Below are 14,725 nucleotides of genomic sequence, written 5' to 3'. Positions count from 1 at the left end.
TTGGGTTTCAGTTCTGATAACAGGCCGATGTCCTGTTACGGCCGTCCCTGAACGGTTTTCATATGACGGAAGAAGTCGCTATCCGGCTGAATCACCAGCACATCATCTTTGCTGCGGAAGCTGCGTTTGTAGGCTTCCATACTACGGATGAACGAGAAGAACTCGGCATCCTTGTTGTAGGTTTCAGCGTAGATGTTGGCTGCCTGAGCATCGCCATCACCGCGAACGGTGCGGGAGTTACGCTCGGCATCGGCCAACATAACCGTGACCCGGGCATCGACGTCGGCACGGATTTTTTCAGCTTCTTCCATACCACGGGACCGGTGCTCACGCGCGACCGCCTGACGCTCTGCCCGCATCCGGGCAAAGATGGAATTGCTGATTTCATCCGGCAGGTTGATTTGCTTCACCCGCACATCAATCACTTCAATTCCCAGCTCGTTGGCAGCAATACCGGCTTGCTGCAAGGCGCTTTCCATCAGCTCGGTCCGCTCGCCGGAAACAATTTCCGGAATGGTGCGGGTACCAAACTCCGTCCGAAGGCCGTTGTTGATGTACTGTCGCAACAGCACTTCGGCCTGACGGGTGTTGCCACCGGTACTCAAGAAATACTGGCCGAAATCCCGGATACGCCACTTCACGTAACTGTTGACCAACAAGTCTTTTTTCTCGGCGGTGACAAAACGGTCGGCCGGATCATCCAGGGTTTGCACCCGGGCATCCAGTTTACGGACGGTTTCAATCAATGGGATCTTAAAGTGAAGACCCGGCTCAAAGGTCCGTACATCACCGGCAGCATCCCGCTGAATTTTACCAAATTGGATGACAATGGCGCGCTCGCCTTCCGGCACCACAAAAAGTGCCGAAGAAACAATCAGACCAGCCACCACTAAAATTGCTACGATTAGGTTTTTCATGGCTTAACGTCTCCCATCACGACTGGTGCTGCCACGGATCCCATCCTGGCGCGGGGCGGTGTTCTGCGAGTCCTGCAGGTTACGCGGTGGCGTCACCGGTAGTGCACTGGAGGAACCCGAAGTCGAACCACCTTTGAGCATCTGATCCAACGGCAGATACATGATGTTGTTGCCACTGGACACATCCACCATTACCTTCGAGGTGTTGCTAAAGACTTCTTCCATGGTTTCCAGGTACAGACGTTCACGAGTTACCCGTGGGGCTGCCAGGTACTGAGGCAGCAACTGCTCGAAGCGCGCCACTTCACCCTGAGCACGAAGAATTACTTGCTGACGGTAGGCTTCTGCTTCTTGCATGATACGGTTGACCTGACCACGCGCACGAGGCTCGATTTCACGGGCATAAGCTTCCGCTTCACGCACAAAGCGCTCCTGATCTTCCTGTGCAGCGATGGCATCGTCAAAGGCATCACGAACTTCTTCAGGCGGACGGGCATCACGGAAGTTGACATCCACCAGTACCAGACCCATGCGGTATGGCGTAATGATGGTTTCCAGCTCCTGACGGGTGTTTTGCCGCACCACTTCCCGGCCCCGGGTCAGAACATCATCCATCAGCGAGTGACCAATGACAAAACGCAAAGCGGCATCGGTAGCCTCTTGCAGGCTGTTGTCAGCATTGACTACTGAGAACAGGTAAGCGCGGGCATCAAACACCCGGTACTGCACCTCGAAAGTGACCCGAACCAGGTTTTGATCCTGCGTTAGCATAAAGCCATCGGTACGGAAGGAGCGAACGCTGGTTAAGTCCACCGGACGCACCTGATCAATGAAGGTCGGTTTCCAGTGAATACCAGGCCCGACTTCGGTATGGAACTGACCAAAGCGCAAAATCACGCCACGCTCGGACTCCTTAATGGTGTAAAAACCACTGAAAGCCCAAACCAGCGCAGCGACAATGGCCACCAGCAGCAACAAGGTTGAGGCCGAGCCACCGCCCGATGAGCCTTGGCTGCCCCCACCGGAGCCACCAAAAATTCCACCAAACTTTTTACCAAAGTTACGAAACACTTCATCTAAATCGGGCGGGCCCTGATCACGACCACCCTGTTTCCAGGGATCGTTATCCTTGCCATTCTTGCCCGGCTCGTTCCAAGCCATGGTCTACTCCACTCAATTGTAATTTGCGTTAATGTATCAAAAAAGCGATTCGCTGACGATATAGTTTTCCAGCACACCCCGACTTTGTTGCAACAAGCGTCCCCAGTCGGCGATCGACAGCCTTACCAGCAGCTCAGTCGCCCCTTCGTCGTTAAAGCGCTCTTGCTGCACCGCCTGAAGTTGATGCAAACGCGCACGCCAGAGACCGGCATCGGCTGGCAACCGAAGCTGCAGCTCCAGATGGTGACGCGCTAACCGCTGGCTAATTGCTTCCAGCAATATAGAGAAACCAGCCCCACTTTGAGCCGACACATAGACAGCGCTCGGCTGCCCTTCAGCATCGTAATCTATACGGGGTGCCAGCTCGGCTTGATCAATTTTATTCCACACCAGCAGCTGGGGTACTGCAGCAGCATCAATCTCAGCCAGCACTTTTTGCACCTGCGCCAACTTAGCTGGATGATCCGGGTCGGCATAGTCCACCACCAACAGCAGCAAATCGGCATCGCGGCTTTCTTGCAAGGTGGATTGGAAGGCAGCAACCAGATCGTGTGGCAGGTCGCGAATAAAACCAACAGTATCGGCCAGCACCACGGTACCAAACTGCGTCAGCTCCAGCCGGCGTAAAGTCGGGTCCAGAGTTGCGAACAACTGATCGGCCGCATGCACATTGGCCTCTGTTAAGCGATTAAATAACGAGGATTTGCCGGCATTGGTATAGCCTACCAGGGACAATACCGGTACGGCAGCCCTTTGTCTGGCCTGCCGTCCCTGCTCACGCTGCCGGCTTAGCTTTTCCAGACGCTGGCGCAGTGCGGTCATGCGCTGACGCAACAAACGCCGATCGGTTTCCAGCTGGGTTTCACCCGGTCCGCGCAGACCAATGCCGCCTTTTTGCCGTTCGGCATTGTCCCACCCCCGCACCAGGCGGGATGACAGATGACGCAGCTGCGCCAGCTCGACCTGCAGCTTGCCTTCATAGCTGCGGGCGCGTTGAGAAAATATGTCCAGAATGAGAGTGGTGCGATCAATGACCCGGCACTGACAGCAACGCTCCAGATTGCGGGTTTGGGCAGGACTAAGTTCGTGATTGAAAATCAGCACTGTCAAGGCTTCTGCCTCGACACGCTGCGCCAAGGACTCGGCTATACCCGAGCCGACAAAGTAACGGCTGTCTGGCCGCTGTCGACGGCAGCACAAAGTATCGACCACAGCAACGCCTGCGGTACGAGCGAGCAACACCAGCTCTTGCAAGCTGTCACGCGGAGTCTGTGCTGAAAAGCTAACCTGAACCAAGACGGCCCGCTCCTGCTCTGTCACCGCAGTTGCGAACCTGTCTTGCTCAGTAGATGCAACAGACTTAATCGTCTGATTCGTCAGAGTCATTCCCACTGTTGGCATGAGCCATCATGGTATTTACTGCCCGTGAAGGCACCACAGTAGAAATGGCATGCTTGTACACCATCTGACTGACGGTATTCTTCAGCAAAATGACAAATTGGTCGAACGACTCAACCTGCCCCTGCAATTTAATGCCATTGACCAGATAAATAGAAACCGGGATACGCTCCCGCCGTAAAGTGTTCAGGAAAGGATCCTGTAATGATTGGCCTTTTGCCATGTGCCGCATTCCTTATTGTTATAAGTCCGCTAGATTTATGGTTTGTTTCGATTTTTTCAAGTTGCAGAACCGACTTTATTTTTTTGCATGCCAAATTTAGCTTAGCGAAGATAACACTGCTTGCAAGTTTTCGCTCGGTTTTGCTTCTGTTTTCAACCAGTTCACATCTGACCAGCCCCGCAACCAAGTGAGCTGGCGCTTGGCCAATTGCCGGGTAGCGGCAATGCCTTGCTCCAGCAGTTGTTCTGCATTCAACTCGCCATCCAGATACTGCCACATCTGCCGATAGCCGACACAACGCATCGAAGGCAGTTGCAGGTGCAAATCGCCACGCTGACGTAATTGCTGCACTTCCTGCTCAAAGCCTGCTGCCAACATCTGCTCAAAGCGTAATGCTATACGCTGGTGCAGCTCGGCCCGATCGGTCGGCGCGATGGCAAATTGCTGCACCGGGTACGGCAAGGCTGCGCCTTGTTGCGCGGTTAGCTCCGTCATGGTTTTGCCGCTGATGCGGTAAACCTCCAGCGCCCGGTTAATCCGCTGCGGATCATTTGGATGTATCCGGGCAGCTGAGACCGGGTCAATGCCCGAAAGTTCCTGGTGCAATGCCTGCCAACCTTTTTTTTGCGCTTCTTGCTCCAGCTCTGCCCGAATGTTCGGATCGGCCGCAGGCAAGGGCGAAATGCCCTGCAACAAGGCTTTAAAGTACAGCATGGTGCCCCCCACCAGCACCGGTTGCCGGCCTTGCTGGTAACTGCGCTCAATGCAAGCCAGCGCATCGCTGCGAAAATCAGCCGCCGAGTAGGCTTCCACCGGATCTTTAATATCAATCAGGTAGTGCGGTGCCAGCGCCTGCTCTTCCACGCTGGGTTTGGCTGTACCAATGTCCATGCCCCGATAGATCAGTGCACTGTCGACACTGATAATATCGACCGGCAACTCCCGTGCCAGCGCCAGCGCCAGATCGGTTTTACCGGAGGCCGTTGGCCCCATTAAAAAAATCAGTGGCGGCTGCATGCTACACCTCCAACGCCTGGATGGCCGGGCTGAGATCAAGAGGTACCGCAGCATCGGCCAGCTCAGTTGTTAGCAGCTCTGGCAGCAAGTCTGCCAAAAAACCAACATCCAGCCAATGCGCCTTTAGCAGCATATCGCACCCAGCTGCCAGGCCAGCCTGCTGCCACAGTTGGCAAAAAGGCAGCAAGCATTGTGCCAAGGGGCTCTGCTGCAGCCAGAGCGGCACAGCCCGGACAATTAACAGCTTGTCGTGCAGTACCAAATCAAAACCCGTCTGCGCCAAGTCGGTTGCCAGTTGCTGCAGTAGCTGCACTTCCTCATCGGCCAGCTTCAGCCGCAGCGGGATCAGCAGCGCTTTAGAAACAGATTGCCGGGGACTGAGTTGAGCCAGAGCTTTGGCGATGCTGCGCAGCTGCAAGCCATCCCTCTCTGGCAACACCACAAAACGATTCTCAACCACCAGCAACGAAGGGGCTGGACCTGGCGCTTCCTCGCAAGGCGCAGCAGGGGCCATCACATAGCCCGGCTGGGGATTTTCTTTCAGCTGGTCCAGGTAACGCAGTTGGCGGGCTACCTCGCTGCTAGCGGGTCGGTTCGCCGGATAGGATGAGCTGCGATGGATAGCGCCGCGGCCAGCAGTGGCGGCGACGGCTGCCCCGTGGTCACTGGCAGGGCGCTGCTGAGCAACTGGCTGCCCAAGGTGCGCTGGCTCTGCCAACGCCGGGGTATCGATAGCAGCTGACTGAGTCAGCGACTCGGGGGCAAGCTGACGCAAGGCATTTTCCAGTGCAGAGCTGACAAAGTCGTGCACCAGCCGGGCCTGATGAAAACGCACCTCGTGTTTGGCAGGATGCACATTGACGTCCACCTCCGAGGCCGGCAACTCCAGAAAAAGCACAAAAGCCGGCTGCTGTTCCTGCGTCAGTAAGTCCCCATAGGCCTGCCGAATGGCATGATTCAGCAACTTATCGCGCATCATCCGGCCATTGACGTAACTGTACTGGCAATTGCTCTGACGCTCGATGGCCGCCGGCGGCAACAGCCAGCCCCAGAGCCGCAACCCCTGGTGCTGATTCTCAATCCAGCAAGCGCTGTCACCGAAACGGCGGCCACACAAGGTGGCGACCCGTTGCAACTGTCGGTCCTGATCCGTAGCAGGCTTTAATCGCCGCAGCACCTGACCGTTGTGACTGAGCGTCCAGCCGACGTCAAAGCGACTCAGCGCCAGCCGCTTGATCAGCTCATCAATATGGAAAAACTCGGTTTTCTCGGTACGAAGAAACTTGCGACGGGCCGGGGTGTTAAAGAACAAATCCAGCACCTCGACCGTGCTGCCAACCGGGTGGGCCGCAGGTTTTAACTGCACCTGCATCTCCCGGCCCTCGGCACTGGCTTGCCAGGCGGTGTCCTGAGTTTGCGGGCGGGATGTCAGGCTTAGCCTGGCGACCGAGCTGATACTGGCCAGCGCCTCGCCACGAAAGCCCAAGCTGACTATTTGCTCCAGATCATCCAAACTGCTGATTTTACTGGTGGCGTGACGGCTCAGCGCCAGCGTCAGCTCATGCTGTGCAATGCCACAACCATCGTCACGAATACGGATTAAACGGGCGCCGCCTTTTTCAATCTCGATGTCGATTTGGTGGGCGCCGGCATCCAGTGCATTTTCAACCAGCTCTTTGACGACAGAAGCAGGACGCTCAACCACCTCGCCGGCAGCAATCTGATTGGCCAGCTGCGGCGGCAAAATCTGAATCGGCATCAGTCGGGAATCCGCAGTACCTGGCCAATACGAATGGTATCGCCACTGAGTTGATTGTGTTGGCGCAAAGCCTCAACAGTCACATTGTAACGCTGCGCCACCAGCGACAGCGATTCACCACGCTGCACCCGATGCTCACGGGAACGATGCTGCGCAAAGAGTGAGTCGGCCGGTGGCGACTCCCTAAAATGCCGCCGCAACCCCTGAAACATCGACTGGGCCAGCCGTTGCTGATGTTGGCTGGTCCGCAGCTGCTGTTCTTCTTGCGGGTTGGAGATAAAGCCCACTTCCACCAGAATGGAGGGAATATCCGGCGAGCGCAACACCGCCAGACTGGCCGCCTGCGGCTCCCGCCGGTGCAGCCGGGTAATCTGGCCCAGCTCCGCCAACACATGGGTCGCGGCCTGATGCGCCGACACCATGGAATGATTCATCGACAAATCCAACACGGTTTGTGCCAGGTAGCGCTCCTGCGCCGAATCGCGGATAATTTCACCCACCCCGCCCAGCAGCTCGGAGTGCCGCTCTTTTTGCTCCAGCATGCGGCCAACTTCTGAAGTAGCACGGCGCAGCGACAACACCCAGACCGCAGCGCCCCGTGGCTGTGGCGAGGTAAAGGCATCGGCATGGATCGATACCAGCAGGTCGGCCTGCAACTCGCGGGCGATGTCGGTACGACGGTTCAAATGCACAAAGTAATCGCCGGTACGGACCATCACCGCTTTCATGCCTGGCTCGTTGTTGATCAGCTCAGCCAGCCGGCGGGCAATCGGCAAGGTCAGGTTCTTTTCGAAGGTACCTGCCGGACCTATCGAGCCGGGGTCTTCCCCGCCATGGCCGGCATCGATGGCAATAATGATATCACGGCCGGGTTGGCGCTGAGCTCTGGCCTGCGCCACCGGCAGCTCACGCTGTTCGCCTTTGAAATCGACCACCAGACGATGACCGTAAGGCCCTGTTGGCGGCAAACTGAAAACGCTGGCACTGGCTTTGTCGGATAAGTCCAGCACAATGCGCAGGGTTTGATTGCTGGCAGTGTAACTTGAGCGGATGCTTTGAATCAGACTGGCTTCACCGCTGGCAGCGGGCAACCTTGGCTGAGACCGACTTTGGCGCAAATCAATGACAAAGCGATCCGGGTTATCGAGCGCAAAGCTACGGTGTTCCGGGGCTGCAGCCAAATCAAACACCACCCGGGTATTTTCGGGCGAAGGCCAAATCCGAATACTTTTAACTTCGTTGCCGGCAGCCAGCAGCCAGCTGGACCAACTGCATAACAGCAGCGCTGCCAAGCCGATAAAACTGATGTTTTTGTTATTCTTAGTCATCCGTACGCATCGCTTCCACTAGTGTCCACCCCAGCCGGGTTTGCCCAGTCAGGCAAAGCAAGCGCTCGGATGGCTCGTCCCCAGCCCGATAGTTCAGTTGCAGTACCAGATCAGGCTCGGGTAAAAAGCCAACACCGCGCTCCGGCCACTCGATCAGGCATATGGCCTCTTCGCTGAAATAATCTCGCCCGCCAATAAATTCCAGCTCTTCCGGGTCCGTTAACCGGTATAAATCAAAATGATAGACTTGTCTAGTTGGCAGCTGGTAGGGCTCCACCAGGGTATAGGTCGGACTTTTTACCGCGCCCTGATGCCCCAGCGCCTGCAAAAGCCCTCGGCTGAAGGTGGTTTTACCGGCTCCCAGTGGGCCTTGCAAAAACAGCACGGCTTTTGCGGGCAACAAAGAAGCCAACCGGGCAGCCAACTGCTGCGTCTGGCTCTCATCGGTTAAAGCAACATCAAGACTTGGGGACACCGACACAGCTGTTCTCTCTGGTTTAGGGGTATGACCGGTGATTTTAACAAAAATTCCGTGCAACTGTTATCCTTATGCTACCATCCGGCCATGCATTGCCAATCCAAACCTGGGCTATGGATCTAAACGCCCTCGCTGCCGACATTAAAACCTGGGCCAAAGCACTGGGATTTTCCGACTGCGGTATTACCGATACCGATCTGAGCCTTGAAGAGCCACGACTAAAAGCCTGGCTGGCCAAAAACTACCACGGCGAAATGGACTACATGGCCCGCCATGGCATGGTGCGGGCTCGCCCCCAGGAGCTACTGCCAGGAACCTTGCGGGTGATATCCGTGCGCATGGATTACCTGCCCAGGAACGCAGCTTTTGCCACCAATCTGAAGGATCCGCAACAAGCGTACATCAGTCGCTATGCGCTAGGGCGTGATTACCACAAAGTGATTCGCAAAAAGCTCAAGCAGCTGGCCGAGCGCATTGAAAGCAGCGGACTTCGCCTCGGCTACCGACCCTTTGTCGACTCAGCGCCGGTGCTGGAGCGTCCTTTGGCACAAAAGGCGGGGCTTGGCTGGGTGGGTAAGCACAGTCTGCTGTTAAATGAGCAAGCTGGCTCCTGGTTTTTTCTTGGCGAGCTGCTGGTGGATATTCCATTGCCGATCGATGCCCCCCACAGCGGCGATTGTGGCAGCTGTGTCGCCTGCATCACCAGTTGCCCGACCGGTGCCATTGTCTCGCCCTACGTGGTGGATGGCAGGCGCTGCATCTCTTATCTCACCATCGAATTAAAAGGCGCCATTCCGACCGAGTTACGGCCACTTTTGGGCAACCGCATCTATGGCTGCGACGACTGCCAGCTGGTGTGCCCGGAAAACCGTCAGGCACCACTCAGCCTCGAAGCCGACTTTCAGATTCGCAACCACTGGCGCGATCAAAGCCTGGTGGCGCTGCTGGGCTGGGATGAAGCGACTTTTTTGCAGCGCACCGAAGGCAGCCCGATTCGGCGCATCGGTTATCAGCGCTGGCAGCGCAACCTTGCGGTGGCGCTTGGCAATGCCCCTTATTCGACCGCCATTGTGCAGGCGCTGCAACAAGCCCGCCCCGAGGCATCCGAGCTGGTGCAAGAGCACATTGACTGGGCTTTGCAGCAGCAAAAGAAAAAGCAGTGGCTTCATGCGTCGCTGTTACCGCGCAAGACCGAGCGGCTGGTGCGGATTATTGAAAAGGGCTTACCACGGGATGCCTGAGCTCAGGTCGCAGGGGAAAACTCAGGGGCTATAAACCACAGAAGCAGAAAGCAAAAAAGCAGCCATAAGGCTGCTTTTTCAGAATTTGGAGCGAGTAACGAGGTTCGAACTCGTGACCTCGACCTTGGCAAGGTCGCGCTCTACCAGCTGAGCTATACTCGCATTATGTATCAGGTCTGGCATCGTCCTGATGCCGCGCATTTTACAAAAACCAGCGGCTATTGCAAGCCCTTTATTGCGGAATTTTGAAAAAATGCGTGCGATAGCTGACTAATTCACCAATGGAATCGCGAATGTCGTCCAATGCCAGATGGCTGCCCTGCTTTTGCACTTGCTTCAGTACCTCGGGCGCCCAGCGCCGGGCCAGCTCTTTTACCGTACTGACATCCAGGTTGCGGTAATGAAAGTAAGCTTCCAGCTCTGGGGCGTACTCGACCAAAAAGCGCCGGTCCTGACCGATGCTGTTGCCACACATCGGGGATTTGCCCGCTGGCACGTATTGGCGAACAAAGGCCAGGGTTTGCTGCTCGGCCTCGGCCAGACTGACTGTGCTTTGGCGACAGCGCTCTGTCAGGCCACTTTTACCGTGCTGCTCAACACACCAAGGGTCCATGCCATCCAGCACCGAGTCCGGCTGTTTAATGGCCAGTGACGGGCCTTCCGCCAGAATGTTTAACTGGCTGTCAGTGACGATGGTGGCAATTTCCAGAATAACGTCTTTTTTCGGGTCCAGCCCGGTCATTTCCAAATCCAGCCAAATTAAATTCTGTTCATTTGCTGCCATCTTTGAATTCCTCTGCCGGCCATGCCTGCCGGACACTTTGTAACTGAACGGATAAGCGGTATCATACACCCCATTGCACAGCGCGACCAGCAAACAACAGGCACAACCGAGTGAGCCCGAAACGTCGTTTAACCAAACAGCAGCAAGCCCGCATTGCCCGGCACAATCAAAAGCGGCTCGATACCAGCCAAGGGCCGGATCCGGCCGAGGATGCCATCTACCTGGCCGCAGAGCCCGGCTTAATTTTAAGCCGCTTTGGCAAGCACGCCGATGTCGAAGCAGAGGATGGTCAGGTCATCCGCTGCAACCTGCGCCGCACTCTGACATCGGTCGTCACCGGCGATCGGGTGGTGTTTCGCCGTGCCCGTCAGTCGCAAGGTGGGGTTGATGGCATTCTTGACGCCGTCGCTGAACGAACCACCGTCTTGCTGCGACCCGACTTTTACGACGGTTTAAAACCAGTCGCCGCCAACATTGATCGCATTGTGGTGGTCTCTGCGGTGCTGCCCGAGTTCTCTGCCCACATCATAGACCGCTACCTGGTGGCTGCCGAGGTGACGGGCATTCCCCCTGTACTGGTGCTCAATAAAACCGACTTGTTGGATGCCTCGCAACAGAAGGCGCTTGAAGATCAACTGCAGCTGTACCAAGCACTTGGCTACCCCTGCCTCTGGCTGAGCGCCAAACAAGGTCAGGGCATGGCTGAACTGCTGGCCTTATTGCAACAAGGCACCAGCATTTTGGTCGGTCAGTCGGGGGTTGGTAAATCCTCCATCATGAATGCCATTTTGCCGGAGTTGGCGTTATCCACCCAGCAGGTGTCGGATGTCTCCGGGCTCGGCCAACACACCACCACCGCCTCCCGCCTCTATCATTTGCCTGGCGGCGGCCAGCTCATCGACTCGCCCGGCATCCGGGAGTTTGGCCTCTGGCATTTTAGCCCGGAGCAGGTAACAGCCGGCTTTACCGAGTTTCAGCCCTTGCTCGGCCATTGCAAGTTTCGGGACTGCAAGCACATCAAAGACCCTGGCTGTGCTATCCTGCAGGCTGTGGCCGATGGCAGCATCAGTGAACAACGCTACCAAAGTTACCTGCGCATTCTGACCAGCATGGCAGAAGATAAACCCAATCATTTTTAACCGTGAAGAGCCCGTTATGGACCAAGTAAAAATTATCCTGCAATACCTTCTGCCCAAGCACCTGATCTCGCGACTGGTCGGCTATCTGGCAGCAGCCCGGCTGGGTTTCTTCAGCCACTTGCTGATCAAGCTCTTTATCAAAGCCTATAAAATCGATATGACTGAAGCCAAGTTTGAGCAAGCGCGTGATTACCGCAGCTTTAACGAGTTTTTCACCCGTCCACTGAAAGACGGTATCCGGCCACTGGCAGACGCTGCCGATATCATTGCTCATCCGGTTGACGGTACCATCAGTCAGTTAGGACCCATTACCGATGGTAAGCTGGTGCAGGCTAAGAACCACGATTATTCGCTGCAAAGCCTACTAGGAGGCGAAGCAAGCACCGCTGAGCCTTTCATCGATGGCCACTTTGCCACCATTTACCTGGCGCCGAAAGATTACCACCGCATCCATATGCCGGTTGCAGGCACCCTGCGGGAAATGATTTATGTGCCGGGCGATTTGTTCTCCGTCAATCCTTTAACGGCAGAAAATGTCCCCAACCTCTTTGCCCGCAACGAGCGGGTGGTCACCATCTTTGATACCGAGCTGGGTCCGATGGCACTGGTGCTGGTGGGGGCAACCATCGTTGCCAGCATTGAAACCGTCTGGGCCGGAACCATTACCCCACCGACCGGCAAAACAGTGCACCGCTGGCAGTACCCGGCCACAGGACCGACTGCGGTGCGATTGGAGAAAGGCGCTGAAATGGGTCGCTTTAAGCTGGGCTCGACCGTGGTGCTGGCTTTTGCCCCGGAGCAACTGGCGTTTTTACCCGAGCAAGAGCCCGGCAGCGTCACCCGGATGGGCGCGCCTTTTGCGCGGCGCCTGCAAGACAGCTAAGCTAACAGCAACAGTCGTCGCTGAGGAGTTCGCATGGAAATCATTGCCCACCGCGGTGCCAGTGGCGACTTCCCGGAAAACACCCTGCTGGCGATTGAGCAAGCGCTGCTGCAAGGTGCCGATGCCATTGAAATTGATGTCTATGCGGTCGAAGACGAGCTGATTGTCATCCACGACCCCAAGCTGGAACGAACCACCAATGGCAGCGGCACCATCTATCAGCATGCACTAAGCTACCTGCTGCAACTGGATGCCGGACAAGGCCAGCGCATCCCGACCTTATGGCAGGTGCTGCAGCTGACCCACGGCAAATGCTGGCTCAATATTGAATTAAAAGGCAAAAATACTGCCGAGCCTTTGCTGGCCTTACTTACCAAAGCAGAGCAACAACTGGGGTTGGACCCAGCTCAATTGCTGGTCTCATCATTTAACCATCATCTGCTGCTGCAATTGCAACAAGCCTGCCCCGCGCTCAAGCTTGGCGCTCTGACAGCCAGCCTACAACTGAACTATGCCCGTTATGTTGCTGATCTAAAGTTTTATTCCATCCATTGCGACGTCAACTTTATTGATCAGTCCTTGGTGGATGATGCCCATGCCCTGGGGTTGAAAGCCTATGTCTATACGGTGGACGAACTGGAAGATATTCACGCGATGCAGCAGCTTGGGGTGGATGGCATTTTTACCAATTACCCGGCCCGCAGCCGGGTCATTGCCAGTGAGCACCTAACGACAATGAGCTCGCTGTAGTAGAGCAGTAAAGTAGTAGAGTAGTATCAGACCGGTTCAGCGCTGTCTTTGCAGCCAAGGGGTTTGGTTGCACTCGCCTCGGTAGTGCAACCTTTGCAGCGCTTGCAAAGCCGCATATTCAGCAAATGCGCCAACACCACAAAAGCAGCCCCTACGGTCACTACCAGAGGCTCCCAATGGTGCCCGAGGCTGTCTTTGTGCCAGTATATAAAGCCACCCAGAAACAACGAGTAAAAGGGATACAACTTACGGTGGTAACGGTGAAAGCCGAAGAACAAAGCGATAAAACCAAGCACGATGGTGATCAGCAACACAGCACGTTCAAAGCTTTCGTCGGCCAGAAAGCTGGCCCCCAACAGCGGTAACACCGGCAATAGCACAGGCAGCAGAATGCAATGCAGCGCACAAAGCGATGTCAAGGCAATGCCTGCTTTATCCATCAGATTGCGTCCAAGATTCAGCACTGTTGTATCCGGGTTGGTTGTTTCAGAGATGAGATGATATAACAAATCGGCTAAAATTGAAAGAGAGGCCCCCGCAAAGGGCCTCTTTATGGCATAATCGACGCTTTGTACCGAGGAGTAGGCGGATGGAGCAATTGCTGGATCAACTGGATGCCAATCTTAAAGAGCTGTACCGAAAAGCACTGGATGCCGACCAGGCGCTGGATGCCCTGAAAAAGCAAGGCCAGGGCAAGCACCAGGCCATTTTCCCAGCCAGCGCCGGTTTTCAGCAGCAAAGCGATCGTTTTATGCCTTACCTGGCTGAAACAGCCGAACTGGTTGCAGCCATGCGTCAAAGCAAACAATTCAATACCGCCACCTTGCAGCGGGCCGTGCAGCAACTCAAGCAGCTGCACCAGACCTTGCTGGAGTTTCAGCAAGCGGTTAAGTCGTAACCACAAAAAAACGGCAAGCCCCGGCCTGCCGTTTTCAGAGTGTGTTGACCTTAAACCGGTTGCTCAGTCACTGACTTTCGGCAGTTTTGCCTGATGGGCCTCGACCTCAGCCAGCAGATCGCGCTCAAACCAGCGCTTAAGCATGGTGTACTCATAACGCAGCTCCTGATGGCGCGGACCGACCATACGCGGGCTTTGCATAAAGCCCATGTCCCGCAAATTCACATCACCAGCCGCAACCTGTGCGCCGTAGGCATCGCGCAGCTCATGACTAAAAGCCACCCGGGGTGAGTAAATATCTTTAACCACCCGAATGTCCTGCCCGGCACGGCTGTACATCGGGTTGACATCCCCCGCCAGATCGATGTCGGTGACCGTCACCTGCCAACGGTAGCCCTCTGGCAGCTCGGCAGCAAACTCTTGAAAAATGCGCTCAAAGCCCGCCAAAGTGCGTTCACGAAAACGGGCACGGCTTTCATTGGCTGGCCGGATATCGGTGAATTTCTCTGGCTCCTGAAAGCTCAGACTCAAATTGGAACTCTCGTCTGCCAGCGCATGAACGCTTACCCCCAGCAGACCGCTGAGCGCCACTGCCATTGTTAATTTACGCCAAATAGGTTTCATGCTTGCCTCCAATACGACAGCGTTTTACCACAGCACAGGAAGGACACATTGCCCCTCCTGTGTATAAAGTTTAGTCAAGTGTATATGACTATAGACTGAACTGGGTTCATTAAGTTGTCATTTTT

At 55.7% G+C, this 14,725-nt stretch carries 16 protein-coding genes and 1 tRNA gene; 5 read left to right on the top strand and 12 right to left on the bottom strand.

The annotated features are described in order from the left end of the window. Positions 1 to 35: 35 nt before the first annotated feature. The 8 genes from hflC to tsaE form a co-directional block, all read right to left on the bottom strand. Complete coding sequence (hflC, locus tag Q3O59_RS00805; protein ID WP_305943792.1) at positions 36 to 917, bottom strand: protease modulator HflC; 882 nt, start codon at positions 915 to 917, stop codon at positions 36 to 38. Between the two features lie 3 nt (positions 918 to 920). Further along, positions 921 to 2,078, bottom strand: coding sequence for an FtsH protease activity modulator HflK (hflK, locus tag Q3O59_RS00800; RefSeq protein WP_228589910.1), 1,158 nt, complete (start codon positions 2,076 to 2,078; stop codon positions 921 to 923). 36 nt (positions 2,079 to 2,114) lie between these two features. Beyond that, positions 2,115 to 3,398 (bottom strand): ribosome rescue GTPase HflX, encoded by a 1,284-nt coding sequence (gene hflX / locus Q3O59_RS00795; protein ID WP_305944431.1) that lies wholly within the window; start codon positions 3,396 to 3,398, stop codon positions 2,115 to 2,117. A gap of 40 nt (positions 3,399 to 3,438) precedes the next feature. Further along, positions 3,439 to 3,699 (bottom strand): RNA chaperone Hfq, encoded by a 261-nt coding sequence (gene hfq, locus Q3O59_RS00790; protein ID WP_228589914.1) that lies wholly within the window; start codon positions 3,697 to 3,699, stop codon positions 3,439 to 3,441. 96 nt (positions 3,700 to 3,795) lie between these two features. After that, positions 3,796 to 4,716, bottom strand: coding sequence for a tRNA (adenosine(37)-N6)-dimethylallyltransferase MiaA (miaA, locus tag Q3O59_RS00785; protein ID WP_305943791.1), 921 nt, complete (start codon positions 4,714 to 4,716; stop codon positions 3,796 to 3,798). A gap of 1 nt (position 4,717) precedes the next feature. Beyond that, on the bottom strand, positions 4,718 to 6,475 hold the full coding sequence (mutL, locus tag Q3O59_RS00780) for a DNA mismatch repair endonuclease MutL (protein WP_305943790.1): 1,758 nt from the start codon (positions 6,473 to 6,475) through the stop codon (positions 4,718 to 4,720). Continuing rightward, complete coding sequence (locus tag Q3O59_RS00775; RefSeq protein ID WP_305943789.1) at positions 6,475 to 7,803, bottom strand: N-acetylmuramoyl-L-alanine amidase; 1,329 nt, start codon at positions 7,801 to 7,803, stop codon at positions 6,475 to 6,477. The genes mutL and Q3O59_RS00775 overlap by 1 nt, the downstream gene beginning before the upstream one ends. Then, a complete protein-coding gene (tsaE, locus tag Q3O59_RS00770; protein ID WP_305943788.1) occupies positions 7,796 to 8,278 on the bottom strand; it encodes a tRNA (adenosine(37)-N6)-threonylcarbamoyltransferase complex ATPase subunit type 1 TsaE in 483 nt (160 codons plus the stop codon). Before tsaE ends, Q3O59_RS00775 begins: the two co-directional genes overlap by 8 nt. Positions 8,279 to 8,352: 74 nt before the next feature. Between tsaE and queG the strand changes: the two genes are divergently transcribed. Continuing rightward, positions 8,353 to 9,522 carry a tRNA epoxyqueuosine(34) reductase QueG gene (gene queG, locus Q3O59_RS00765; protein WP_369812335.1) on the top strand — a complete coding sequence of 390 codons (1,170 nt, stop codon included), beginning with the start codon at positions 8,353 to 8,355 and terminating at the stop codon, positions 9,520 to 9,522. Between the two features lie 86 nt (positions 9,523 to 9,608). Here the strand turns inward: queG and Q3O59_RS00760 are convergent. Together Q3O59_RS00760 and orn are read right to left on the bottom strand one after the other, a co-directional pair. Beyond that, a tRNA-Gly gene (locus tag Q3O59_RS00760) sits at positions 9,609 to 9,684 on the bottom strand. A 70-nt stretch (positions 9,685 to 9,754) separates the two neighbouring features. Next, entirely contained in the window at positions 9,755 to 10,306 is a 552-nt protein-coding gene (gene orn, locus Q3O59_RS00755; RefSeq protein ID WP_228593098.1) for an oligoribonuclease, read from the bottom strand. Positions 10,307 to 10,416: 110 nt separating this feature from the next. Here orn and rsgA point away from each other — a divergent pair, with 110 nt between their 5' ends. Genes rsgA through Q3O59_RS00740 form a run of 3 tightly spaced genes read left to right on the top strand, consistent with a single transcriptional unit; the run spans position 10,417 to position 13,078 of the window. After that, the gene (rsgA, locus tag Q3O59_RS00750; RefSeq protein ID WP_305943786.1) at positions 10,417 to 11,445 is read left to right on the top strand and encodes a small ribosomal subunit biogenesis GTPase RsgA; all 1,029 of its coding nucleotides are present in this window, start codon (positions 10,417 to 10,419) and stop codon (positions 11,443 to 11,445) included. Positions 11,446 to 11,461: 16 nt separating this feature from the next. Then, positions 11,462 to 12,328: an archaetidylserine decarboxylase gene (asd, locus tag Q3O59_RS00745; protein WP_305943785.1), complete on the top strand. Its 867-nt coding sequence runs from the start codon at positions 11,462 to 11,464 to the stop codon at positions 12,326 to 12,328. Positions 12,329 to 12,361: 33 nt separating this feature from the next. Next, positions 12,362 to 13,078, top strand: coding sequence for a glycerophosphodiester phosphodiesterase (locus Q3O59_RS00740; protein ID WP_305943784.1), 717 nt, complete (start codon positions 12,362 to 12,364; stop codon positions 13,076 to 13,078). A gap of 26 nt (positions 13,079 to 13,104) precedes the next feature. On the opposite strand, the gene Q3O59_RS00735 is transcribed toward Q3O59_RS00740, so the two are convergent. Beyond that, entirely contained in the window at positions 13,105 to 13,542 is a 438-nt protein-coding gene (locus tag Q3O59_RS00735; protein WP_305943783.1) for a MerC domain-containing protein, read from the bottom strand. Positions 13,543 to 13,667: 125 nt separating this feature from the next. On the opposite strand from Q3O59_RS00735, the gene Q3O59_RS00730 reads away from it, so the two are divergent. After that, positions 13,668 to 13,976 carry a prephenate dehydrogenase gene (locus tag Q3O59_RS00730; RefSeq protein WP_305943782.1) on the top strand — a complete coding sequence of 103 codons (309 nt, stop codon included), beginning with the start codon at positions 13,668 to 13,670 and terminating at the stop codon, positions 13,974 to 13,976. Between the two features lie 63 nt (positions 13,977 to 14,039). Here Q3O59_RS00730 and Q3O59_RS00725 read toward each other — a convergent pair whose 3' ends face one another. Beyond that, positions 14,040 to 14,600 carry a DUF3016 domain-containing protein gene (locus Q3O59_RS00725; protein ID WP_305943781.1) on the bottom strand — a complete coding sequence of 187 codons (561 nt, stop codon included), beginning with the start codon at positions 14,598 to 14,600 and terminating at the stop codon, positions 14,040 to 14,042. Positions 14,601 to 14,725: the final 125 nt, after the last annotated feature.

This window comes from Alkalimonas delamerensis (assembly GCF_030717955.1).
GTDB lineage: Bacteria > Pseudomonadota > Gammaproteobacteria > Enterobacterales > Alteromonadaceae > Alkalimonas > Alkalimonas delamerensis.
The sequence above is the reverse complement of the archived record's forward strand: the minus strand, read 5'-3'. Positions and strand labels throughout refer to the sequence as shown.